Raw genomic sequence first — 21476 nt, forward strand, 5'->3', positions numbered from 1 at the left:
AATCTGACAAGTTTACTTCGAATTTTTTATGAATAGGCTGCCTGATGTCCTCCCTCCCCAATATGCAGTGGTTGCGAAGCTTCGAGGCGGCCAGTCGGCTGGGCAGCTTCACCGCGGCCAGCGCGGAGCTTGGCCTGACCCAGGCCGCCGTCAGCAACCATGTCAGCTCCCTGGAAAACCAGCTCGGCCACCAGCTTCTGGAACGCACCACGCGCAAAGTCGATCTCACCGCAAGCGGGCGCGCCTATTTGCCGTCCGTGCGCAAGGCCTTGCTGGACCTTGCCGCAGCCACCAACTCTCTCTTCGGCACCAGGTCATCCGGCACGGTCACCCTCCGCGCTCCGATCTCCGAGGCGGCCCTGATCATCGCTCCTGCCCTGCCCGCCCTTCAGCGACGGCACCCGGGTCTTTCCATCCGGCTTCTCTCCGCCATCTGGGCGGACACCATGCTGGAAACGGGGATCGATATTGAAATCCGGTTGGGTACAGGCAACTGGCCGGGAGCGCAATCCGAAGCCATCGGCACGGAAACCATTCTGCCTGTCTGCCATCCGGACCTTGGAAAGCAATTGCGACAACCGGAAGACCTTCTAGGCCAGCCCTGGATCAACATTCTGGGTTTTGACGATCACTGGCCGAATCTCCTCGAGACTGCCGGTTTGAAAGCCCCGGACCAGCGCCGTGGCATCACGGTCGACACATCTCTTGCGGCGGTTGAACTGGCTGCCTCCGGCGGCGGTATCGCCCTGCTCCTGGGCAAGGTCGCCAGACAGCTGGAAAGAAGCGGCCGCTTAGCGATCCCGTTCAACATCACCCTGCCCTCGACACGAACACATCATCTGCTTCATCGTGACAGCGCACGCCCGGCAAGACCGGCGGTTCGAACGGTCGAAAGCTGGTTGAGGGAGATTTTCGCCTAAATCCGACCTTGCAACGGGTTTTTCATGAATTTCACCAGACAGACAGACTGGCTATGCTTAGCTCAGCCCAGATTTCCCGCATTTTCAAAGGATCAGATCAAGAATGGTGCATCTAGATCGGGCGTATTCGGCGGTTCTGTTCGATATGGACGGAACGCTCCTGGATTCCAGTGCCGTCGTTGAGCGCGTGATGACGGATTGGGCCGTTCAGAACGGTATCGACCCTAAGGCCTTGCTCGCCGTTTGCCAGGGCCGACGGACAATCGACACCATCCGGGACTTTGCACCAGCAGACATGGACTGTGAAGCGGAGGCCGCAAGACTTGAGGCGGCAGAGGTCTCGGATGTGCGCGGCATCATCGCCGTCCCGGGCGCCGCCGATCTGCTGGACCGGTTGCCACCCGACCGGTGGGCCATCGTGACATCCGCGGGACGCGATCTCGCCACCCGGCGCCTGACGGCCGCCGGTTTGCCGATTCCGGAAGTGTTCGTGACGGCGGAAGATATCCAAAAGGGCAAACCCGATCCTTCCGGCTATCTCCTCGCCGTGAAACGGCTGAGCGTGCCTCCCCGGGCGTGTCTGGTGTTCGAGGACGCCCCTGCCGGGATCGAGGCTGGCCTAAGGGCAGGCTGTGACGTTGTCGCAATCGATTTTGCGCGTCCCGAAGTTGCAGCGCACGACTGTCCGCGGGTTTCAGACTTCCGGGAGATCACATTCAGCTTGAGCTGAGGACAGCACACATTCGCAATTTTCGAACTTTCGGCTGAATGTCACTCCGCAGCAAACAGCTTGGCGGTCATGGCGAGGCTTGCGCCGCAGGGTTCCTCAGCCTCGCCGCTTTCTTCCTTGCCCTGCCCCTCCGCCGGACGCAGGTTGATGAAGTCATAGAGCGTGCGGTCGAGCAAATGCGACGGCCGGGTGTGGCCAAGCGCCCTTGCCATCACGCCGAGGCGGCCCGGGTTGGCCTTTTCCCAGCCCTGCAGCATGCGCTTGACTTCTTCCCGCTGCAGACCGTCCTGCGAACCGCAGAGATTGCACGGGATGATCGGGAACTGCATGCCATTTGAAAACTTGGCAATGTCGCTCTCAGCCGCGTAGGCCAGCGGGCGCAGAACAAGAAGATCCCCCTCGTCGTTGATCAGTTTCGGCGGCATGGAGGCAAGACGGCCGCCATGGAAGAGATTCATGAAGAAGGTTTCAAGAATGTCTTCCCTGTGATGGCCCAGTACGATCGCCTCGCAACCCTGCTCCCGCGCCACCCGGTAAAGAATGCCCCGGCGCAGGCGCGAGCACAGCGAGCAATAGGTGCGATGCTCGGGGATCTTGTCCGTGACGATCGAATAGGTGTCCTCGCGGATGATCAGGTGTTCAATGCCATTGTCTTCAAAGAATTTAGGCAGGACATCGGCTGGAAACCCCGGCTGGGCCTGGTCCAGATTGCAGGCAATCAGGTCAACCGGCAGCAGGCCGCGCCATTTCAGCTCGATCAGGACGGCCAGCAGCGTGTAGCTGTCCTTGCCGCCGGACAGGCACACAAGCCATTTCGGCTTGTTCTCCTGCGTTGCCTGCGCAGACACCATGCCGAAGTCGCCGATCGCCTCGCGCGTCTGCCGCAGAAGCCGCTTGCGCAGCTTCTTGAACTCCACGCTTGAAGGTGCGTTTCGCAGGAGCGCCGGAACATCCGTGTCGGCGGTATCGGCAATGTCGTTCATGATCGCGGCCTTGGGGCTCTGTGGCTGTTTGCGGTGACATAGCGGATCGCTGGCGCAGGGAAAAGCAAAAAGCAGCCGCTTTCAAAGGTCCACCAGGTTATCGTTCGCGCCAATCCCTCACGCCCTCCTAGTGTGCCGAACACGTTTTCGCCCAGAAATTGTGACTGACTAAGCACCTGTCGAGGGCAGTTTTGACATCCGGAGCACGTATCAGGAGGCAATCGAGATGACCGTGACACTCGACATTCAGCAGCCACAACCCTTCGACCTCGTCGGCCCAAGGATCTTGATCGCGGGCAATGCAACAGCCTTTGAAGGTACGCTCAGTGTCCGCGTTTCCGAAGGTCACGACGAATATGCGTCGTTTGTCCAGGTCGGCTCCCTGGGCCTCCGGCAGTTTCAGGGTTTCATCGACATTCCGGACACCAACAGCTTCGAACTGACCCGCCTGTTTCTGACCCTGGCCGACGACAGCGGCAATGAGAACGGCCCCTCGGTGGTGATCCCGGTCCTCTTTGGCCCCAGGATCCTGTCCGGCTATCGCGGCTGGCAGCCCTATACCGTCAGGCCCGGCGACACTTTGACGAAGATCGCGCAACAGCACTACGGCAACACGATCTATCAGCCGATCTTTGAAGCCAATCAGCATCTACTCAGCAATCCCAACCTGATATTGCCCGGCCAGGTGCTTCGCATTCCGCGCAATGACATCTGACCCGGTGGAGGACGATCAGCCGCGATACCGCAGGGATGTGCCGAAGATCACACAACCAGAATGACATGTTTGCTAAGGTGCACCCGTCACATTCATTCAGCAATGCGAGTTGGTTCAAATGAACAATCTGATGTCGAACGACCGGATTTTCGCACGCCTTGCCCCTTTGCAGGACGCCCCGAAGGTCACGGTTACCGTCTGGAGCGGACAACCTGGCTCCGATCACACGGAAAGCCCCCGGGAACTGTTTCCGGTCGCCGCAGCCTCGGGCCGCCGTACCGCCAGTCCCAAAACCGTCAACTGACCGGCCTCGTTGCCAAAGGCCGCAAAGGCCTTGAGCAAGAGGCCTCAGGAGGCTGCGTGAGCAAGGCGGCCTTCCGTCGAGGCTCAGAAGGGAAGCAAGGCCCCTAGAGGACTGGGCCATAGGATACCGTTGAAGAGGAGACCGGATCATGAGCAGCTCCGCCTCGAAATGGATCTCAATCGGCCTCGTCTCGGTTGCGATCGGCTATTTTCTGATACACATGTTTCGTGGAACCGGGCCGCTGGAGACGACTGAAGCAGACAGGCTTCTGGCAAGGAAACTTCAGTTTTCGCCGGCCGAAGATGTCTATGCGATCGCGCCAGATGGCGCGTTCGTTCAAGCCTCCACCCGGGAGATCAACGACTATCGCGCAATCGCCTGCCCCAAACTCGGCAGCGATTTGGGGTCCTTGCCAGGCAGATACGGGACCGGCGGCAAGACCTATGGCGTCGCGGTCTTTGAGTGTCTCTTGAAAGGCAGAACCCAGTCCGGCATTGAGCTCCTCACCTCGATTTATGTCTATCGGTCAGCAGATCCGGCTCAAAAGGGCCTCTATGACGGACACCACTTCAGTTTTCAAAGAGAGGCCAAAACCCGCGCCTTGATGAGGCAGCTCAAGCAGACAACGCGTCATCATGAAAAGGCGGAACAAACGGCCCTGTGGACCAGTCTCGCCGACGATGGCGTCTATGTACCTGCCGACAAGACCCAGAAATCGCCGATCGAAAAGGCAATGGATCTGCATATGAAAAGATTGCGCGCTCAATAGCCCGGGCCCGACTGACTTTGGCCTCATTTGCCCGGCCACAGTCGCACATGACTTTTCTTTTTGCCTATTTTATCGTTTTGCTCCTGCTCATGACCATTCGACTGGTCGACTGGCGCGCCCCTGAGTGCATGCCGGCAATGCTGGTTTACACCCGTTTCTGGGCGACTTGCCTCATTCCTCCAATCGTGTTTCTCGCCTTTCTGTTTTGGCTCGGTCTGGAAACTGGGGCGATGTTTGCCTTAGTTGGCCTTTCACACGTTTTGGTTCTTTTTGTGCAATTCGCAAGAGGCCGAAAATCCTATGGATTTGTCCTGGCACCGCTGTTTGCGCTTCTGGGTTTTCCCTTTCTCTGGGACCTTGCAACAACGGGAGGCTTCGGCCTGATGATGATGCCATACCATCTGGGTATTCCCTGGGTGCTAATCATCGGCTGCCTCACTTTGACTCTTACCGCACCTCTTTTTTTGCTTGAGCCCGGAGCCTATTTTCGCCTCCAAGTCCTGCCCCGCAACTGGCGGCGCTCCGGTCCGGCAGCGGCCCTGGCCCTTCTCGTCGCCGGTCTGGGTGTCTGGCTCTTTTTCATCGCAAGTGTCGGATATCAAGCACGTGCGCTTGCAGAGGGCGCCGGCTGGTGCCTACAGGATGGCAATGACAACAGGACCCGCAGTGTCCTGGATCTTGTGCCCAGCCAGGTTCTGCTTCTGAACCGGCATGAGACTGTGATCCGGCCTTACCTGTTGCTCCGGGTTGATGGCCATGGCTGGGATCACCACTGGAGCTTCCGCTCCGGCGGCTTTGTGGAACACGAGGACCCGGCCCCTTTCCAACAGGCAAGAAATTTCTTTCGCCCTCCGTCGGAGGACACGGATTGCGGCAACAAAGACTGAGACCGATGAACCGGCACCCGCTCAAAAGAAAAGGCCCGCCAGATGGCGGGCCCTTCCCTTCAAACCATATTCGGCGCTGATTAGCGCGAATAGAATTCGACGACCAGGTTCGGTTCCATCTGCACCGGATAAGGTACATCGGAGAAACCCGGAATGCGCGCGTAGGTCGCGGTCATCTTGTTGTGGTCGACGTCGACATAATCCGGCACGTCACGCTCTGCGGACTGGACAGCTTCCAGGACCAGGGCGAGCTGCTTGGACTTTTCGCGGACTTCGATCACGTCACCCGGACGCAGCTGGTAGCTCGGGATGTTGACGCGCTTGCCGTTGACCTTGATGTGGCCGTGGTTGATGAACTGACGGGCAGCAAACACGGTCGGGACGAACTTGGCACGGTAGATGACGGCGTCGAGGCGGCGCTCCAGCAGACCGATCAGGTTCTCAGACGTATCGCCTTTCAGACGGGACGCTTCAGCGTAAACCTTGCGGAACTGCTTTTCGGAAATGTTGCCGTAATAGCCTTTCAGCTTCTGCTTGGCGCGGAGCTGAACACCGAAGTCGGACAGTTTGCCTTTGCGGCGCTGACCGTGCTGACCCGGGCCGTATTCACGCTTGTTGGCCGGGCTCTTCGGACGACCCCAGATGTTTTCGCCCATCCGGCGGTCGATTTTGTACTTAACGCTATGGCGCTTCGACATATCGCGGTTTCCTTTGAATTCGCGTTGTTATTTAAAAGGAAACGCGCCCTCCTTTATCGTCACAACCTGCTTATGCGGGAAGATCGGATCGACAGGGACCCGGCTAGACGGCGCCGGCCGGATGCCCACGGGTGCGTAGATCCGGAAGACAAAGCCCACCGGACCGCGCGGAGATACAGAATGGGTCCACGAATGTCAATGCACGAACCAGGAAACTCGCCCGTGCGAGCCTGTTTTCGCAGGTTTTTGTTGGACAACTTCGACTTTCAGGTCGCACCTAAAAGGATATCCACCCCTAATTGATGACGTTACGTTCACAAGACGCGGAAAACAATGCATACATTTAGGAAATTTTAATTGCAGCTTTTCACTATGCAATCGCCGTTACAACCCTAGAGAATAATAGCAGGGAAACGGCACTCTCAAATCCCCATCACACAAGTGGAAGCATATCGGCCGGACGAGGCACAGGAACAAGCATGTCAGCGAACAGTCAATCAGCTCTGCAGGCAGAACCGGACGATACCGGTGCAGTCTGCTGTGCGCCGAAAGACACGCTCGACGCGCTCGATTATGCCCTGCAGCCGGTCGTCGATATCGGCACGGGCGTTGTTTACGGGTACGAGGCTCAGATCCGCAATTGCGACCTTGTCGGGGCCCGGTCGGTAGATGATCTGATCGACGAGGCACACGCATCCGGGTATCTGCCGGAGCTGGAAGCGAAGCTGATCGAAAAGGCCCTTGCCCGATTCGCCAGCCTCAAGATCGCACAGGGCACCAAACTCTATTTCAAGCTGGACGGACGCGACCTCGGCGAGGAAAACGATCCTCGTATGAACTTGAGCGAGATCGTGTCCAGGGCCGGACTGCAGATAAATCAGATCTGCCTGGAGTTTTCCGAACGCCATCAGCAGACGTTCACCGACGTCACCCATCACGCAATCAACGACTTGCGTCAGATCGGGTTCCTGATTGCACTGGACGATTTCGGCCGCGGCTCTTCCGAGCTGCGCCTGCTGCACGACATGTCACCCGACTATGTCAAGATCGACCGCTTTTTCCTGAACGGCATCGACAGCGACGCAAGACGCAAGCTGTTTGTCACGACGGTTGCCAACCTCGCCCACGTGCTGGGCGCCAGGGTTATTGCCGAAGGCGTGGAGACGGAACGCGAATTCAAGGCGTGCCGGGAAGCCGGCTGCGACCTGATCCAGGGCTATTTTGTCGCCAAGCCGTTTCAGAAGGCCTCCTCTGCGAAACTGTTTTACGACCACGTGCGGGCACCGGGCACCGGCGGCAAGCGGCGCGAGGAACAGGACCGGATCCGCAATGAGCTGGTCCAGCTGCCGACAATCAGGTTCGACGCGTCCATGAACGAATTGCTCGACATGGTCGTCCACAATCAGGATGCCAGCGTGGTGCCTGTGCTGGACAGCAACAACGAGCCGCGCGGGCTGATCCACGAGCGCGATCTCAAGGCATATCTTTATGCCGGGGGGCCGGATGACGACGACGCCAAGGCCGCGCTCGATTTTCCGTTACGCTCATTCGTCCGCGCCTGTCCGATTGCCGACATCGATTCAAACGCCGACATGCTGCTGGTAACCTTTGCCTCTTCGATCAACTCGGACGGCATTATCATCACGGAGAATTTTCGATACGCCGGCTTTCTGTCGGCAACGTCTCTTCTGAAGATCATCCACGAAAAGCGCCTTCAGGAGGCGCAGGACCAGAACCCGCTGACCCGCCTGCCCGGCAATGGTGCCATTGCCAAGTTCATCGCCGATTCCGCGCGCAAGGGCACACAGGACCGACATCTGGTCTATCTCGATTTCGACAATTTCAAACCGTTCAACGATACCTATGGCTATCGTCAGGGGGACCGGGCCATCATCCTGTTCGGCGAGCTCCTGCAACGCCATATATCAGGCTCCGGAACCTTTCACGGCCATATCGGCGGCGACGATTTCTTCGTCGGCTTTCACAACATCGACCAGACCGATGTCGCCGCGCGCATGCTCGCGCTCAAACGCGCTTTCCGGCTCGATGTGGAAAGTTTCTATGAGCCCGAACACCGGGAACGCGGCTATATTGAGGCCCAGGACCGGTTTGGCACCACCCGGCAATTCCCTCTGCTGCAGTGTTCGATTTCGATCCTCAGCCTTGCCAAGGGCACAACCGTCCATCCCGAAACGCTCAACCATGAAATCATGGAACTGAAGCGGGCGGCCAAACGCTCCGACGACGGCCTCGTGGTCAAGAGCCTGGCGGCCTGAGCCCAACTAGATGCAACGTAAACACTTGTTCAGCGTTGTCCTGAGGAGCGCGCCCGCGCGTGTCTCGTGGGACCGGCTGCAAATTCAGATGCTTGTGGCTCATCCTTCGAAACAGCGCTAACGCGCGTCCTCAGGATGACGCCTTGGGTTGGGGTTTCCGGCCTTCAAACCAAAGCCAGCCCGAACCCGGCAAGCAATCGGATCAGCACGGCGCTCTGCGACCTGGACGTGAAAACAGCCCGGTCCGGCCCAAGTGACGGCTGCGTCGCGGCCCCCGCCCCCAGAACGCGCACCAGCTGGCGGGCAATGGCCTCGGCCGGATCCAGCCAGTCGACCGGCCAAGGGGCAATCTTGCGGAAACGATTGGCGAGAAACGGATAATGCGTGCAGGCGAGCACGACGATATCCGTCCGCAGCTCATTCTGCTCCAGGAAACAGTCAGAGATCTCGGTCAGGAGCTCTTCGTCAGCGACGCTGTCGCCGCGCAGATGCCGTTCGGCCAGCTCCGCCAGCATGTCGGACCCGACCAGGCGCACATGGCACTTGCCGGCGAAGCTGTCGATCAGGCTTTTGGTATAGGCTCGGCGCACGGTCCCCGGCGTCGCCAGTACCGAAATCAGCCCGGAGGACGTCCGTTCTGCCGCAGGCTTGATCGCCGGAACCGTTCCGACAAAGGGGATATCAGGATGGGCTTCCCTCAGGGCCTCTCCGGCCAGCGTGAAAGCCGTGTTGCAGGCAATCACCACCGCCTTCGGTGCATGACGGGCGATCAAATCGTCAAACAACGCCAGGAGCCGTGCTTTCAGCTCCACCTCCTGCCAGCGTCCGATCGGGAAGGCGGCATCGTCGGCAACATAAAGGAACTGCTCGTAGGGCAGCAGGTAGCGTGCCTCACGCAGAACCGTGAGCCCGCCAAGACCTGAATCAAAAAACAGAACCGGTCCCGAGCCGCTCACGTTCCGCTCCTAGTCTTCTGTTTCCGAAGCGCCCTTGTCCTTGCGCGGACGGGTTTCGCGCTTTTCCAGGCTCGCAATGACACCGCGGAGCGCGCGGACTTCCTGCTCGGTCAGTTCCGCTTTCTGGAAGATGTTGCGCAAGGTGCGCACCATATGCGGGCGCCGTTCGGGCGGGCGGAAGAAAGTTGCCTTGTCGAGCGCACCTTCCAGATGTTCGAAGAAGCGCAGGATATCGTCCTTCTTTGCCGGCGGATGTTCTTCTTCGGACAGGATAAAGGGCAGCGCACCGGATGTTGCGGTCTTGCGCCATTCATAAGCGCAGACCAGCACGGCCTGGGCAATGTTCAGCGAGGCAAAGTCCGGATCGACCGGCAAGGTCACGATCTCGTCGGCCAGTGCCACTTCCTCGTTGTTGAGACCCCAGCGCTCCCGGCCAAACAAATAGCCGGTGGCGGCTCCCGTCTCACCGAGTTCAACGGATTTTTTCGCAGCTTCATCCGGCCCGCGCACAGGTTTCGGCACTTCGCGAGAACGCGCCGTGGTGGCGTAGACAAATTGCAGATCGGCAATCGCGGCCTCGACGCTGTCGAACACCTGAACCTTGTCGATGACGTGATCGGCCCTGCTGGCGGCCGCACGTGCCTTTTCACTCGGCCAGCCATCACGCGGATTGACGATCCTGAGATCGACCAGTCCGAAATTCGCCATGGCCCGCGCCGCAGTGCCGATGTTTTCACCAAGCTGCGGCTCACACAGGATCACCGCCGGCGGCCGGGCGGTCACGGCCCGGGCTTCATCTCTGATATGTGCGTTTTTGCTCATGGGCGGGGGATGTACCCGGTTCTGCCGAAAATGGGAAGTTGCCGACCGCAATATCAACGTCGAAAGGCCACCCGCGCAAGGTCCAGAAACGCCCGCGTCTTGGAGCTGCTGCGCGTTTCAGCCGAATAGACAAAGGAGATCGGCGCCTCTGGCGCGTGCAACCGGCCCGGCATCACCTCCACCAGTGCGCCCGCATCAAGTTCGTCCTGGACCGCAAGGCGCGATTTGACCGCGAAGCCCAAGCCTTCGATGGCTCCCGCCGTCAGCATGTCGGAATTCGACACAGCCACGCTGCGAGCAACGGAGATCTGCCGTTTTCGCCCTTTCCGATCAACCAGATCGAACCGTGTTTGCCAGGGCAGGCATACCCAGGGGGCGTCTCGCAGGTCTTCAATCAGTTCCGGTCTTCCCTGCTCCTCCAGGAACCGCGGCGCCGCGCAAATGATCCTGTGGTTGTCACAGAGTTTCGCGGCGATCAGGGAACTGTCGGCCAGCTGTCCGACACGGATGGCGCAGTCCTGTGCTTCCTCGACCAGCGGCACATAGCGATCAACCGCCAGGAATTCGACCGACAGATCCGGATGCTGCCGGCGAAACTCCGGCAACACCGGCATGACAAACCGCGACAGGATCCAAGGCGACATGGTCACCCGCAAATGGCCCCTCAGCTGAGCGGTTCCGCTGCCGATTTCCAGTTCCGCCTGTTGCAGCTCTTCTAGAATGGTCTCCACCCGCTCAAGGAAGAGCTGCCCTTCCTCTGTCAGGCGAAAGCTCCGGGAGTTCCTGTGAACCAGCGTCACGTTCAGACTGCTTTCCAATTTGGCCAGCCTGTGGCTGGCCGTCGCGGCCGAAATGCCCTGTTGCGCGGCGGCCGAGGTGATGCCACCGGATTTGGCCAGCGCCACGAAGCTCTGCAGATCTGCGATGTTGTACATTTGAATTTTTCGAATGCTGCTTTAGATTTTGAATATCTTACTCTCAAAATCCAAAAACTTTAAACCCTCCCCATCAACCGATGGAGGAGTGAATGAAACATATTCTTGCTGCAGCCATGATGTTGTCCGCCCTTGCTGCGCCGGCCAGTGCTGAAGGTCTGGAAACCTATCTGCAATTCGACAAGTCCATGCCGCCCGGCAATCTTGCCATTGGCCCGGATGGCCGCATGTTCATGTCCGTACACGAGTTTTATGGCCCGGAACTGCGCGTTGTGGAGGTGTTCCAGGACGGCACGACAAAACCCTATCCGAGCGAAACCTGGGCAAGAGCGCCGGAAGAGGACGGCAACGGTCTCAACGGTGTTCTGGGCCTGAGGGCCGACCGGAACGGCATCTTGTGGATGCTGGACGGACAGGGTGAAAACCAGACCGGGCGTGTGGTCGGCTGGAACACCAACACCGAACAGCTCCATGCCATCCACTATATCGGCGCGCCGGTGGCCCGTCCGACGTCTTTCCTCAACGATCTCGCGGTCGACCGGGATCACGGCGCAATCTACATTTCCGACACGGGAGACGGCGTAAACTCTGCCCTGATCGTTCTGGATCTGGAGACGGGCCGCGCACGCCGCGTTCTGGAAGGCTCCCGCTTCACCACACCGGAAGACACGCCGATGGTCATTGACGGGCGCGAAATTCTGCTCGGCGGCAGTCCGGCCAGGATTGGTGTGAACCCGATTACCATCGATCCGACCAATACCTGGGTCTATTTTGCGCCCATGACGGCCAGCGCCATGTACCGGGTCCAGACAAAGGATCTGCTCAACGAAAGCCTGAGCGAAGAGGACTTGATCGAACGGGTGGAGCGCTACGGCGACAAACCGATCTCCGACGGCTCGACGGTGGACACGGGCGGCAATGTCTACATCACCGCCATGACGGACAATGCCATCGGTGTCACAAGACCGGATGGCAGTTATGAAGAGCTTTTCCAGTCGGACGAGGGATTGCCCTGGCCAGATGGCTTTTCCATCGGAGCCGACGGCTATGTCTATGCCACCATCAACGAGCTACACCGCTCACCTGTGCTGAATGGCGGCGAGGATGCTTCACTCGGCACCTATCGCATCGTGCGTTTTCCGGCCCTCAGCCCGGCGGTCAGTGGTCGCTGATCCGGGCATCCAGGCAACGAAAGGAGGGGTGCGGACAGGATCTGCACCCCTTCACTTACAGGCTCGGCGTGCAAAGCGGACCAGTACCACTTTATCTTATTAAGTAATAATACCAAGACTGAAATTGTTTCGACTTTTTTACAGTCTAATCAAGAGTAATTTCACGTTTCAAAGCCATGTTTTACGCATGCACAAGGCCCGAACGAGCCCTATCACCAGCAAGTCCCTGGCAGTGACGTGCGTCCTGCTTGCGCTTTGCGTCGCGCTGCCGGGACAACCAGCCCACGCTGTGGACTGTCCGCGGGACGGCACCCTGATCGCAGGGGCCGGAGACTACAGACCCTACAACATCGTGGAGGGGAATGCGGTCAGCGGCATGGATTTCGAGGTCATCGAAACCATCCTGAACAAGATGGGTTGCCGGCTCACCAAGGTGCCCCTGCCCTGGGCCCGCCATCTGAATGCCATGCAGAATGGCACGGTGGATATTGCGACGCCTGTCACAAAAACGCCGGATCGAGAGGCATTCGCCCATTTCACCGCGCGATATATTGTCGCCGACGAAATCCTGTTCGTCACCGCCGGCACCAGGCCGCGTTACAAGTCCCTGGCGTCCTTCTTCGAACAGGGCAACCGGCTGGGCGTCATCCGCGAATACGCGTATGGCGGGGACTTTCCGAAGCTCAAGGAGGCTTATTCCGGGCAGATCGAGACAACCGACAGTCTGGAACTCAATCTGAAACAATTGGTGCTTGGCCGGGTCGACGCAATCCTCGGTGAAACCTTTGTCGTGTCGGCGGAAATCGCCAAACTGCGCCTCGCCGACAAGATCAAGGTGACGGACGTCGTCGTCGCCTCGGAACCCAATTACATCATGTTCGCCAAGAAGAGCGTGTCGGCCGAATTCGTCGCTGCATTTGATGCAGAGTTACAAGCCATAAAGGACAGTGGCGACTTCGAGCGGATCACCGGGAAATACAGGTCCGCCGAGGTGCTTTATTAATCCGGAACAATGCCGTCCTCTCCCTGAGCACGCTCATGGGTTTCTGAAACGGTCATTTTCATCCCGGTTTGGCGTAGCCAAGGCCTGAACCCAATAAGCTGTCGTCCTTGCGCTTGTGCATAGAACCTCCCACCGTGTGGCCCGGATCCCTTATCGCCGCCGCACTGCATGCGGAATGACAATCACGGGCAAGCATGAGGGTGACAGACAGAACGAGCCGGGACAGACTGGAGGACAAACGAATCTTCCCCGGTGCCTGCCATGCCGATGCCCCAGACCTATTTCCTCGCTTCCCAGGACTTCGATGCCTTCATCAAAGACGTGCGCGACACCTGCATGCTGCAGACCCATCATCAGGCCTATCACACGCTGCGCGCCGTTCTGCACACCTTCCGCAGCCACCTGACCACGCAGCAGGCTCTTGTATTTGCAAATGTGCTGCCGGCCGTGCCACGGGCGATCTTCGTCGAGGACTGGACGCTCTCAGACACCCCGCCCCCCTTTCCGGACCGGGCGTCGCTGATCCGGGAGATGAAATCCGTGCGCAAGGATCACAACCTGGCCCCGGAAAGCGCGATCGAAGACGTCGCGGCCGCCCTGCGCCGGTCCTCCATTGATGAGCGGGAGCTGGACCGGGTGTTGGCGGGACTGCCGGACGGGGCGGTGGCGTTCTGGAGCGCTGAAGCACGTTTCTAAACGGCACCCATTCGGTTTCACTTCCAGTCGTCGTCCATCAGGCCTTTGGATGGAAGTGGCTTTGCGGCAACAAGTCGGCCTGCAGGAACCCGCCCTGACCGGCAATAACCTTGCCCTTCGGGATGGTGAGATTGCGAGCCGGCCCACTTCCCTTCAGCAAACCGCCTCTTAGATCGGGATCAGGCTCGTCATGAGAGCCGCCGCCTTCCAAGACGCAACTGTCCACGAGGATACTTCCCAGGAGCTGGCAGCCATCACCGAGTGTCGTTTCCCCAAAAACGCTGGGATTGTTCTGATAACGGCCAACATCTCCGATCTCTATCCGCGCCCCTTGCCGGTTTGCCTTGGCGATAAACCCGCCCTCACCGAAACAGTTGCCGCTTCCAACGATGATGTCCCCCTGCGAGGCTTCGAAGAGGCATCCTGCATGGAGAAGATTGCAATCCGCCATCACCAGTCTGGAAGAGCCGGACGCCTTGAGCGTGACCCCGGGATAGAGAATGTTGCCCTTTCCAAGTTGAACGCCTGCCGTCACGAGCGTCGAAAACGGATCCAGTACATGGTTGCCTTCCAGCGTTTCCATCATGGCTTCGACGGTCAGATAGCCGCAGGCTACCCGAGCGGAATCAATTTTTTCAAGGAGCGTGTTCATGCCGAGGAGATGGACAGAGACATGGGCTTTTGACAAGCCTGCAGGTAAAACTCGCTTTGCCATCCATCTCATCAATACCAGCCGTGGCTCGCCAACCGCGCACGTCCAGAACCGCAAGATCACATGACTATCGACCCCAACGAGACACTCCGCTTCAAACGTTCCCTTGCCAGGACGCTGCTGCTGTTGAGCCTGAGCATCCCTTTCGCGGGTCTTGGATACGTGCTGACAACGGGCGTCTTCGACGCTCCCGGCAGCGAGGGCGACGGCCAGGTCCTCGGCATTGTCTGCATGGCGTTTTTCGGCGGTCTCGGCCTTTTTGGCGCGATCCGCCTGCTGCTGAAGCCCGATCAGGCCATCGAGATCGGCCCCGAGGGCATCCGGGACGAACGGATTTCAGCGGACTGGCTGCCCTGGGCTCACATCACCGGGATATCCACCTGGCGAAGCCGCGGCTCATCCTTCATCATGCTGGACCTCGACGAGACCTTCGAGGCCACCTTGAATCAGTCTGTCGTCTACAAGGCTTACCGGCTCGCAAATGCGCTGGTCGGTGCACAAGGGCATTGCCTGAACCCGATGGGTTTTGGTGTGTCCTTCAGGGACTTGCAGTCGATCGTCCTGGCCTACGCCGAGGCGCATGGAGCGCCTGCAGTAGGATAGTGCTGAAATGCGAACAGCCGACGGGCCCGCCACACCTAAAAGAACACCACAACCTCCTTCACAACTTATATTTAACCGCGCGCGCCTATGGTCAACTCGCTTTTTCAATACCGGCGAATTTGACATGGAAATAGACACAAACAAGAAGCGAAAGTTCTATCGATCAGCAGCAAAATTCATCGTAAATTTCTTAATAGTAATTGCTATGACTTTCGGAATGATGCTCGCCACCTACAACGAATACATTGAAGGCAATATCTTAGAAGATAAAGGAATATTGGCAATTTCCGTCACTATATTTCTCCTTATATTGGTTCTAGGTATGTTTTATCAATTGGCAATTTTCAATGACAAGCCGTGGCTAGAACTCAGTCCGGAAGGGGTTACTTACGTACACCAACATTGGTTCGTCCCCTGGCACGCAGTTACGCGCATTCGAGTACTTTATATCGCGCGAGGTAGACTAAAGCATCTTGTGCTCTACACGGACGAATTGCACTACACGAAAAACCCTTCATCAGTTGGAAACACGTTGCGCAATCCGACGAAGGTGTTCACCAAACGCGATGTAGCCATCATGCTTTACGGCTACAAGCTCTCACGCAAAGAAGTCGAACGCATGATACGCGCATACGCCAAGGCGCATGGCGCTCCCGCCACGAGTGACTGGGACTAGCCCTTTTTGTTCGCTCTGCGTATGCGACTACTGGAAATTTACTTCGGGCGAGTATCCGACGCTACCAACAGAGCCAAAGACGACCTATGGAACTCACCTACTCCAAAAAACGGATCTCATTTTTCAAATGGGCGTTTGGGATTTTTTTCGCATCGACCATTGTACTTGCGCCTATATTCGTCGCTGAAGTTTTCAAGGGGGAAAGATCAGCTTGGGATCTGGTGCTTCTGCCGGTTGGCGTCTCGGTCATCGGCTATTTGTTCTTCCGCTTGAGATCCCTACAACGGCACGAGGGGCCTGATGTGATCCTTTCCGGAAAGGGCCTCGCATTTCCTGAGACAGGAACCGCTCTAGTTCCCTGGTCATCCATCAACGCAATTTGGGCCCAGGAGGCACAGCTGATCATCAAGTTGAACCCCGGAGAAATTGAAAAGTTGGGCCTGCGGGACTGGAACACTTTGACCAGAAAGCTGGACCTGATCGGCGGAGACCGACTTTCCATCAGTTTGTTGCTTCTGAATATCTCGGAATTCGAACTTTTAAACGAAATCAGAAATCAGGCGCGCGCCGCCGGTGCGGACCACATCGACATCTGACCACCGCCTCTCCCCCGTTTGCCTTTTCCCACCCGTTTGCTAGAACACCGCCGGACAATTCGCCCTACGCCTTCCGAAGGGCTTTCAATTGATTGCGTACAATTGTATACGCTAGTCGAAATTCCAGTCGGGCCGGTGTCGTGCCGCCCCGAAAGACCCACTTCGAACACCGGGAAAAGTGACCGCCATGGCTGATATCATCTACACCAAGGTCGACGAAGCGCCGGAACTGGCAAGTGCCTCGTTCCTGCCGATCATCCGCTCCTTCACCAAGGCTGCCGGGCTGACCATCGGCACCCGCGACATCTCGCTGGCCGGCCGTATCCTGGCGAACTTCCCGGACTATCTCACCGACGACCAGAAACAGTCGGACGACCTTGCCGAGCTCGGCGAAATGGTCAAGCAGCCGGACGCCAATGTCATCAAGCTGCCGAACATCTCCGCTTCCCAGCCGCAGCTGAACGCGGCCATCAAGGAGCTGCAGGAGCAGGGTTACAAGCTGCCGGACTATCCGGCCGATCCGCAGTCGGATGAGGAAAAATCCGTCAAGGCCCGCTATGACGCCATCAAGGGCTCCGCCGTGAACCCGGTGCTGCGCGAGGGCAATTCCGACCGCCGCGCACCGAAGGCCGTCAAGGAATATGCCAAGAAGAACCCGCACCGCATGGGGGAATGGGTCAGCTCCTCCAAGACCCATGTCGCCACCATGGGTGAAAGCGATTTCCGCTCCAACGAGAAATCCGTGACCGTTGGCGCCGCCTCCGCAGGCACCGCCAAAATCGAATTCGTTGCCAAGGACGGCAGCGCCACCACGCTGAAGGGTGACTGGCCGCTGGAAGACGGTGATGTCATCGACGCGACCTATATGAGCGTGCGCGCGCTGGCCGACTTCCTGGAGCAGCAGATCGAGGACGCCAAGAACCAGGGCATCCTGTTCTCCCTGCACATGAAAGCGACCATGATGAAGGTCTCCGACCCGATCATCTTCGGTCACTGCGTGAAAGTGTTCCTGAAGGACGTCTTTGCCAAACACGCCGCCACTTTTGCCGAGCTCGGCGTCAATCCGGATCTCGGCATCGGCGACCTGGAAGCCAAGGTTGCCACCCTGCCCGCCGACAAGGCCGCCGAAATCCAGGCGGACATCAAGGCTGCGCTCGACAACGGTCCGGCCATGTACATGGTGAACTCCGACAAGGGCATCACCAACCTGCATGTCTCCTCCGACGTCATCATCGACGCCTCCATGCCGGCCGTCATCCGCGCAGGCGGCAAGGGCTGGGGCCCGGACGGCAAGGAAGCCGATACCAAATGCGTGATTCCGGATAGCTCTTATGCGGGCGTCTATTCCGCCGTCATCGACTTCTGCCGCGAGAACGGCGCGCTTGATCCGGCCAAGATGGGCACCGTGCCGAATGTCGGTCTGATGGCCCAGAAGGCCGAGGAATACGGCTCCCATCCGCAGACCTTTAAGGCCCCGGCCGACGGCACCATCCGGGTCGTTGATGCCGCCGGCACCACCCTGATCGAGCACGGTGTTGAAGAAGGCGACATCTGGCGCGCCTGCCGCACCAAGGACGCTCCGATCCGCGACTGGGTCAAGCTCGGCGTCACCCGCGCCCGCCTTTCCGGCATGCCGGGCGTCTTCTGGCTGGACGAAACCCGCGGTCACGATGCGGAGCTGATCAAGAAGGTCAACGCCTATCTGCCGGATCACGACACGTCCGGTCTGGACCTGAAGATCATGGCACCGACCGAAGCGGCAAAATACTCCACCGAGCGGATCGCCCGCGGTGAAGACACGATCGCCATCACCGGCAACGTCCTGCGCGACTACCTCACCGATCTCTATCCGATCCTGGAAGTCGGCACCTCGGCCAAGATGCTGTCCATCGTTCCGCTGATGAATGGCGGCGGCCTGTTCGAGACCGGTGCCGGCGGTTCGGCTCCGAAACATGTGCAGCAGCTGCAGGAAGAAAACTACCTGCGCTGGGACTCGCTCGGTGAGTTCTGCGCCCTCGGCGCGTCGCTGGAGCACCTCGCCAACGTCAAGGACAACGCCAAGGCCCAGGTTCTGGCCGACGCGCTCGACAAGGCGATTGAAGGCCTGCTCGACAACAACAAGTCCCCGGCCCGCAAGGTGGGCGGCCTCGACAACCGTGGCAGCCACTTCTACATCGCCCTCTACTGGGCCCAGGCACTTGCAGCCCAGGACCAGGACGCCGAGCTGAAGGCGCATTTTGCGCCTGTCGCCGAAGCCCTTTCCAGCAATGAGGACGCCATCGTGGCCGAGCTCAATGGGGTCCAGGGCGGTGCAGCCGACACCGGCGGCTACTACCATGCGCCGCAGGCCAAGGTCGATGCGGTCATGCGCCCGAGCGCGACGCTGAACGGCATTATCGGCTGACACTGTTTCAGCTGATTACTCTTGAAGGGCGGCCTCGGCCGCCCTTTTTGCGTCCAGGGACACGTGACCGAATTGCCACAGGAGCAGCGCGTCGATCGCGCTCCGCCTGAAAGACCCTTGCGCACGCTCAAGCGGGCGCTTATCTCCCTCCCACCCGCGACAGGCGGCACCAACGATTTCTTTTGAAAACGGGACACCGGACATGACGACCATGCACCGCGCGCCCTCAAGGGCAGCACCCCTCCGCTAATCCGCGTTCGCGGTGCGCCGGAGGCACATCAGGACAGGCAAGGCCTGACCCTGTGCTTTACCCGTTTTCAAAAAGGTTCCCGACATGGGCACTTCTCCAAAGGCTGGGGCTGCGCAAGAAGGCGCGGCGCCCATCCATCGTTATTATTCAAGTCAGGCCTGGATCGAGGGCGCTGCGGAAGACCAGCTCGCCCTTGTGGCCGGCATGGCCGGCGTGTCTGCCGTCGCCGCCTTTCCGGACCTGCATCCTGGAAAATGCGGACCGGTCGGCGCGGCAATCCTGGCTGACCGGATTTACCCTCAGCTGATCGGCAACGATATCGGCTGCGGCATGAGCCTTTATGCGCTCAGCCTGCCTGCCCGCAAGCTGCGGCTGGACAAGGCCGCCGCCAGGTTACGCCAGCTCGAAAGCGTCTGGGACGGCAATGCCAGGGCGCGCCTCGCAGCCAGCGACTTGCCGACCGGACTTCACGGCCAGGCCCTTGGCACGATCGGTGGCGGCAATCACTTCTGCGAGGTCCAGCAGATTGACGACAGCACCAATGCCGGCGCGCTGAAGGCCGCCGGTCTTGCCAAGGGAGACCTCGTTCTACTGGTTCATTCCGGGTCCCGTTCGCTGGGCATGGCAGTGTTTGAAACCGTGCTGAACCGGTTCGACGGCCTTGCCCCGGAAAGCCCCGACGGCAAGTCCTATCTGGAAGCGCATGACCAGGCGGTGCGATGGGCTACCCTGAACCGGGCCCTGATTGCGGAACGGGCGGCTGACGCCCTGCGCTGCGAAGTCAGCCTTGTCGCCGACGCCCCGCACAATCTCATCGAGGGTCGAGGCGACGGCTTTCTGCACCGCAAGGGGGCTGCGAAGGCCGATCGGGCGCTTGTGCCACTCGCCGGATCGCGCGACGCGCTCAGCTATCTGCTCGCCCCCTGCAGCGGGCGACCGGAGGCACTGGCCTCCCTTGCCCATGGTGCAGGCCGCAAGTTCGACCGCCGCTCCATGGCCGGGCGGGCGGGCGATACAAGGTCGGCCCGGGAGAAACTCGCCCGGACATCATTCGGCGGGATCGTCATCTGCGAGGATCGTCAGCTGCTGATCGAGGAAGCGCCGAATGCTTACAAGGACCCGTCGCAGGTCCTCAATGACCTGCAATCAACAGGACTTGCCGCACCTGTCGCCGCCCTGAAACCGCTGCTGACCTACAAAAGGGCCGTTCCGCAGGCGGTTGAAAGCGCCCGGCAGGACAAACGCAGGCGCCAGATCGAACGCAGGGGGTTGCGATGAACACAGCTTCACACCAGCACCTTCTGGTGACCAGCGGTGACGGTCCCCGGGAGTGCCGCAGGGCGGTTTTGCTTGTGCTGCGCAGGATCGAGAGGGAAGCGTTGCTGAAAGGGCTTCGCTTCTGTGCCACCGTTCCGGACTGCAGCTGCGAACGTGATCCGGCATCGGCCCTGATCACGTTGACGGGACCGGACGCGAACGGTCTTGCAAGTGCCTGGTCGGGCACCGTCAAGTGGACCTGCAAAAGCCCGTTCCGGCCGCATTACAAACGGCAGAACTGGTTTGTCGGCGTCTTTCCCGTGACCCGGCAGGAACATGGCGATCTCCGGTTGGACCCCAAGGACCTTCGGATCGAGACCTTTCGGGCCGGCGGGCCGGGTGGGCAGCATCAGAATACAACAGACAGTGGTGTCCGGATCACCCATCTGCCGACCGGTGTCTCCGCCCAATCGACCGATGAGCGCTCCCAGCATCGCAACCGGCAGGTGGCGCTGGACCGGTTGCGAGCCCGTTTCCTCTTGAAAAGCCAGGAGCAGGCCGCCCGGAACAGATCCGATCATTACCGCAAACACAGGCAGCTGGAGCGCGGCAACCCGGTCAGAACCTTCAAGGGGGAGCGCTTTGAAGAGGCACGATGACGCCGCCTTACCGGCACCAGCTCCTTTGCAGTCAGAACGCCCAGGTCCTTCCCGGCACGAATGTGCCGGGAAGAAACCTCCTTCTGCCGGACCTGACTGACTTGCGGACCGCACTCCACCTCCGGGCGCCCAAGTCGTGCAAACTCAAGGTGCAGCTGCGTCTGTTTCCGAACTGGAAAACAAGAAATTGCCAGCCCTATCTGTAGATAATCTATTGCTTTCACACCGTAATATTTTGTTTTTCCTCAATATTAGCAGGAGATCAGGAAATGAAATTCGAAATATACTTCTAATATAATTTGCATAAAATTTTCATCATTTAGTAATTTACGATTTTATACTTGCAATAACAATAACAATTGGTAACCTCGAAGGCATACACTAGACTTCGAGAGACTTCGCAATGCCCTTTACCAAATTGGGAACGTTTATCGCTGGAGTTGTATTTTTCCT

General features: G+C 59.1%; 22 protein-coding genes. 16 read left to right on the top strand and 6 right to left on the bottom strand.

Annotated elements, in window-relative coordinates; genetic code table 11:
* The first annotated feature begins 44 nt into the window (after positions 1-44).
* Entirely contained in the window at positions 45-920 is an 876-nt protein-coding gene (locus ACO6TG_RS04305; protein WP_422377029.1) for a LysR substrate-binding domain-containing protein, read from the top strand.
* Between the two features lie 103 nt (positions 921-1023).
* Positions 1024-1650, top strand: coding sequence for an HAD family hydrolase (locus ACO6TG_RS04310; RefSeq protein ID WP_422377030.1), 627 nt, complete (start codon positions 1024-1026; stop codon positions 1648-1650).
* Positions 1651-1691: 41 nt separating this feature from the next.
* Here the strand turns inward: ACO6TG_RS04310 and ttcA are convergent, their stop codons facing one another.
* Positions 1692-2633 carry a tRNA 2-thiocytidine(32) synthetase TtcA gene (gene ttcA, locus ACO6TG_RS04315; protein WP_422377031.1) on the bottom strand — a complete coding sequence of 314 codons (942 nt, stop codon included), beginning with the start codon at positions 2631-2633 and terminating at the stop codon, positions 1692-1694.
* A 226-nt stretch (positions 2634-2859) separates the two neighbouring features.
* Here ttcA and ACO6TG_RS04320 point away from each other — a divergent pair, with 226 nt between their 5' ends.
* The 4 genes from ACO6TG_RS04320 (at position 2860) to ACO6TG_RS04335 (ending at position 5308) form a co-directional block, all read left to right on the top strand.
* A complete protein-coding gene (locus ACO6TG_RS04320) occupies positions 2860-3348 on the top strand; it encodes a LysM peptidoglycan-binding domain-containing protein (protein WP_422377032.1) in 489 nt (162 codons plus the stop codon).
* 118 nt (positions 3349-3466) lie between these two features.
* Positions 3467-3652 (top strand): hypothetical protein, encoded by a 186-nt coding sequence (locus ACO6TG_RS04325; protein WP_422377033.1) that lies wholly within the window; start codon positions 3467-3469, stop codon positions 3650-3652.
* 148 nt (positions 3653-3800) lie between these two features.
* On the top strand, positions 3801-4421 hold the full coding sequence (locus ACO6TG_RS04330) for a hypothetical protein (protein WP_422377034.1): 621 nt from the start codon (positions 3801-3803) through the stop codon (positions 4419-4421).
* Positions 4422-4468: 47 nt separating this feature from the next.
* Positions 4469-5308, top strand: coding sequence for a hypothetical protein (locus ACO6TG_RS04335; protein WP_422377035.1), 840 nt, complete (start codon positions 4469-4471; stop codon positions 5306-5308).
* An 80-nt stretch (positions 5309-5388) separates the two neighbouring features.
* Here the strand turns inward: ACO6TG_RS04335 and rpsD are convergent, their stop codons facing one another.
* Positions 5389-6006, bottom strand: coding sequence for a 30S ribosomal protein S4 (gene rpsD, locus ACO6TG_RS04340; protein WP_422377036.1), 618 nt, complete (start codon positions 6004-6006; stop codon positions 5389-5391).
* Between the two features lie 479 nt (positions 6007-6485).
* On the opposite strand from rpsD, the gene ACO6TG_RS04345 reads away from it, so the two are divergent.
* Complete coding sequence (locus ACO6TG_RS04345; protein ID WP_422377037.1) at positions 6486-8282, top strand: EAL domain-containing protein; 1797 nt, start codon at positions 6486-6488, stop codon at positions 8280-8282.
* Between the two features lie 164 nt (positions 8283-8446).
* On the opposite strand, the gene murI is transcribed toward ACO6TG_RS04345, so the two are convergent.
* Genes murI through ACO6TG_RS04360 form a run of 3 tightly spaced genes read right to left on the bottom strand, consistent with a single transcriptional unit; the run spans position 8447 to position 10995 of the window.
* Positions 8447-9238, bottom strand: coding sequence for a glutamate racemase (murI, locus tag ACO6TG_RS04350; protein WP_422377038.1), 792 nt, complete (start codon positions 9236-9238; stop codon positions 8447-8449).
* Positions 9239-9247: 9 nt separating this feature from the next.
* Complete coding sequence (locus ACO6TG_RS04355; RefSeq protein WP_422377039.1) at positions 9248-10060, bottom strand: RNA methyltransferase; 813 nt, start codon at positions 10058-10060, stop codon at positions 9248-9250.
* 53 nt (positions 10061-10113) lie between these two features.
* Positions 10114-10995, bottom strand: coding sequence for a LysR family transcriptional regulator (locus ACO6TG_RS04360; protein ID WP_422377040.1), 882 nt, complete (start codon positions 10993-10995; stop codon positions 10114-10116).
* Between the two features lie 92 nt (positions 10996-11087).
* Here ACO6TG_RS04360 and ACO6TG_RS04365 point away from each other — a divergent pair, with 92 nt between their 5' ends.
* From ACO6TG_RS04365 to ACO6TG_RS04375, 3 genes are all read left to right on the top strand, one after another.
* Positions 11088-12167, top strand: coding sequence for an L-dopachrome tautomerase-related protein (locus ACO6TG_RS04365; protein ID WP_422377041.1), 1080 nt, complete (start codon positions 11088-11090; stop codon positions 12165-12167).
* 187 nt (positions 12168-12354) lie between these two features.
* Positions 12355-13170, top strand: a complete 816-nt coding sequence (locus ACO6TG_RS04370; protein ID WP_422377042.1) for a substrate-binding periplasmic protein — start codon at positions 12355-12357, stop codon at positions 13168-13170.
* A gap of 261 nt (positions 13171-13431) precedes the next feature.
* A complete protein-coding gene (locus tag ACO6TG_RS04375; RefSeq protein ID WP_422377043.1) occupies positions 13432-13866 on the top strand; it encodes a DUF2267 domain-containing protein in 435 nt (144 codons plus the stop codon).
* A 37-nt stretch (positions 13867-13903) separates the two neighbouring features.
* Here the strand turns inward: ACO6TG_RS04375 and ACO6TG_RS04380 are convergent, their stop codons facing one another.
* A complete protein-coding gene (locus ACO6TG_RS04380; RefSeq protein ID WP_422377044.1) occupies positions 13904-14581 on the bottom strand; it encodes an AraC family transcriptional regulator in 678 nt (225 codons plus the stop codon).
* Between the two features lie 60 nt (positions 14582-14641).
* On the opposite strand from ACO6TG_RS04380, the gene ACO6TG_RS04385 reads away from it, so the two are divergent.
* The 6 genes from ACO6TG_RS04385 (at position 14642) to prfH (ending at position 21023) form a co-directional block, all read left to right on the top strand.
* Positions 14642-15181 (top strand): STM3941 family protein, encoded by a 540-nt coding sequence (locus ACO6TG_RS04385; protein ID WP_422377045.1) that lies wholly within the window; start codon positions 14642-14644, stop codon positions 15179-15181.
* A 7-nt stretch (positions 15182-15188) separates the two neighbouring features.
* Complete coding sequence (locus ACO6TG_RS04390; RefSeq protein WP_422377046.1) at positions 15189-15857, top strand: hypothetical protein; 669 nt, start codon at positions 15189-15191, stop codon at positions 15855-15857.
* Positions 15858-15943: 86 nt separating this feature from the next.
* Positions 15944-16453, top strand: a complete 510-nt coding sequence (locus ACO6TG_RS04395) for a hypothetical protein (protein WP_422377047.1) — start codon at positions 15944-15946, stop codon at positions 16451-16453.
* A 178-nt stretch (positions 16454-16631) separates the two neighbouring features.
* Entirely contained in the window at positions 16632-18857 is a 2226-nt protein-coding gene (locus tag ACO6TG_RS04400) for an NADP-dependent isocitrate dehydrogenase (RefSeq protein WP_422377048.1), read from the top strand.
* Between the two features lie 334 nt (positions 18858-19191).
* Positions 19192-20385, top strand: a complete 1194-nt coding sequence (locus tag ACO6TG_RS04405) for an RNA ligase RtcB family protein (protein ID WP_422377049.1) — start codon at positions 19192-19194, stop codon at positions 20383-20385.
* Entirely contained in the window at positions 20382-21023 is a 642-nt protein-coding gene (gene prfH / locus ACO6TG_RS04410) for a peptide chain release factor H (protein ID WP_422377050.1), read from the top strand. Before ACO6TG_RS04405 ends, prfH begins: the two co-directional genes overlap by 4 nt.
* Positions 21024-21476: the final 453 nt, after the last annotated feature.

It is taken from the genome of Roseibium sp., from assembly GCF_965233565.1.
In the GTDB taxonomy this organism is placed as follows: Bacteria; Pseudomonadota; Alphaproteobacteria; order Rhizobiales; family Stappiaceae; genus Roseibium.

What these genes read in the sequence shown, in the direction of transcription:
- ACO6TG_RS04305 (WP_422377029.1), top strand. Translation starts at nt 45, where the DNA reads ATGTCCTCCCTCCCCAATATGCAGTGGTTGCGAAGCTTCGAGGCGGCC.
- ACO6TG_RS04310 (WP_422377030.1), top strand. Translation starts at nt 1,024, where the DNA reads ATGGTGCATCTAGATCGGGCGTATTCGGCGGTTCTGTTCGATATGGAC.
- ttcA (WP_422377031.1), bottom strand. Translation starts at nt 2,633, where the DNA reads ATGAACGACATTGCCGATACCGCCGACACGGATGTTCCGGCGCTCCTG.
- ACO6TG_RS04320 (WP_422377032.1), top strand. Translation starts at nt 2,860, where the DNA reads ATGACCGTGACACTCGACATTCAGCAGCCACAACCCTTCGACCTCGTC.
- ACO6TG_RS04325 (WP_422377033.1), top strand. Translation starts at nt 3,467, where the DNA reads ATGAACAATCTGATGTCGAACGACCGGATTTTCGCACGCCTTGCCCCT.
- ACO6TG_RS04330 (WP_422377034.1), top strand. Translation starts at nt 3,801, where the DNA reads ATGAGCAGCTCCGCCTCGAAATGGATCTCAATCGGCCTCGTCTCGGTT.
- ACO6TG_RS04335 (WP_422377035.1), top strand. Translation starts at nt 4,469, where the DNA reads ATGACTTTTCTTTTTGCCTATTTTATCGTTTTGCTCCTGCTCATGACC.
- rpsD (WP_422377036.1), bottom strand. Translation starts at nt 6,006, where the DNA reads ATGTCGAAGCGCCATAGCGTTAAGTACAAAATCGACCGCCGGATGGGC.
- ACO6TG_RS04345 (WP_422377037.1), top strand. Translation starts at nt 6,486, where the DNA reads ATGTCAGCGAACAGTCAATCAGCTCTGCAGGCAGAACCGGACGATACC.
- ACO6TG_RS04355 (WP_422377039.1), bottom strand. Translation starts at nt 10,060, where the DNA reads ATGAGCAAAAACGCACATATCAGAGATGAAGCCCGGGCCGTGACCGCC.
- ACO6TG_RS04360 (WP_422377040.1), bottom strand. Translation starts at nt 10,995, where the DNA reads ATGTACAACATCGCAGATCTGCAGAGCTTCGTGGCGCTGGCCAAATCC.
- ACO6TG_RS04365 (WP_422377041.1), top strand. Translation starts at nt 11,088, where the DNA reads ATGAAACATATTCTTGCTGCAGCCATGATGTTGTCCGCCCTTGCTGCG.
- ACO6TG_RS04370 (WP_422377042.1), top strand. Translation starts at nt 12,355, where the DNA reads ATGCACAAGGCCCGAACGAGCCCTATCACCAGCAAGTCCCTGGCAGTG.
- ACO6TG_RS04375 (WP_422377043.1), top strand. Translation starts at nt 13,432, where the DNA reads ATGCCGATGCCCCAGACCTATTTCCTCGCTTCCCAGGACTTCGATGCC.
- ACO6TG_RS04380 (WP_422377044.1), bottom strand. Translation starts at nt 14,581, where the DNA reads ATGGCAAAGCGAGTTTTACCTGCAGGCTTGTCAAAAGCCCATGTCTCT.
- ACO6TG_RS04385 (WP_422377045.1), top strand. Translation starts at nt 14,642, where the DNA reads ATGACTATCGACCCCAACGAGACACTCCGCTTCAAACGTTCCCTTGCC.
- ACO6TG_RS04390 (WP_422377046.1), top strand. Translation starts at nt 15,189, where the DNA reads ATGCGAACAGCCGACGGGCCCGCCACACCTAAAAGAACACCACAACCT.
- ACO6TG_RS04395 (WP_422377047.1), top strand. Translation starts at nt 15,944, where the DNA reads ATGGAACTCACCTACTCCAAAAAACGGATCTCATTTTTCAAATGGGCG.
- ACO6TG_RS04405 (WP_422377049.1), top strand. Translation starts at nt 19,192, where the DNA reads ATGGGCACTTCTCCAAAGGCTGGGGCTGCGCAAGAAGGCGCGGCGCCC.
- prfH (WP_422377050.1), top strand. Translation starts at nt 20,382, where the DNA reads ATGAACACAGCTTCACACCAGCACCTTCTGGTGACCAGCGGTGACGGT.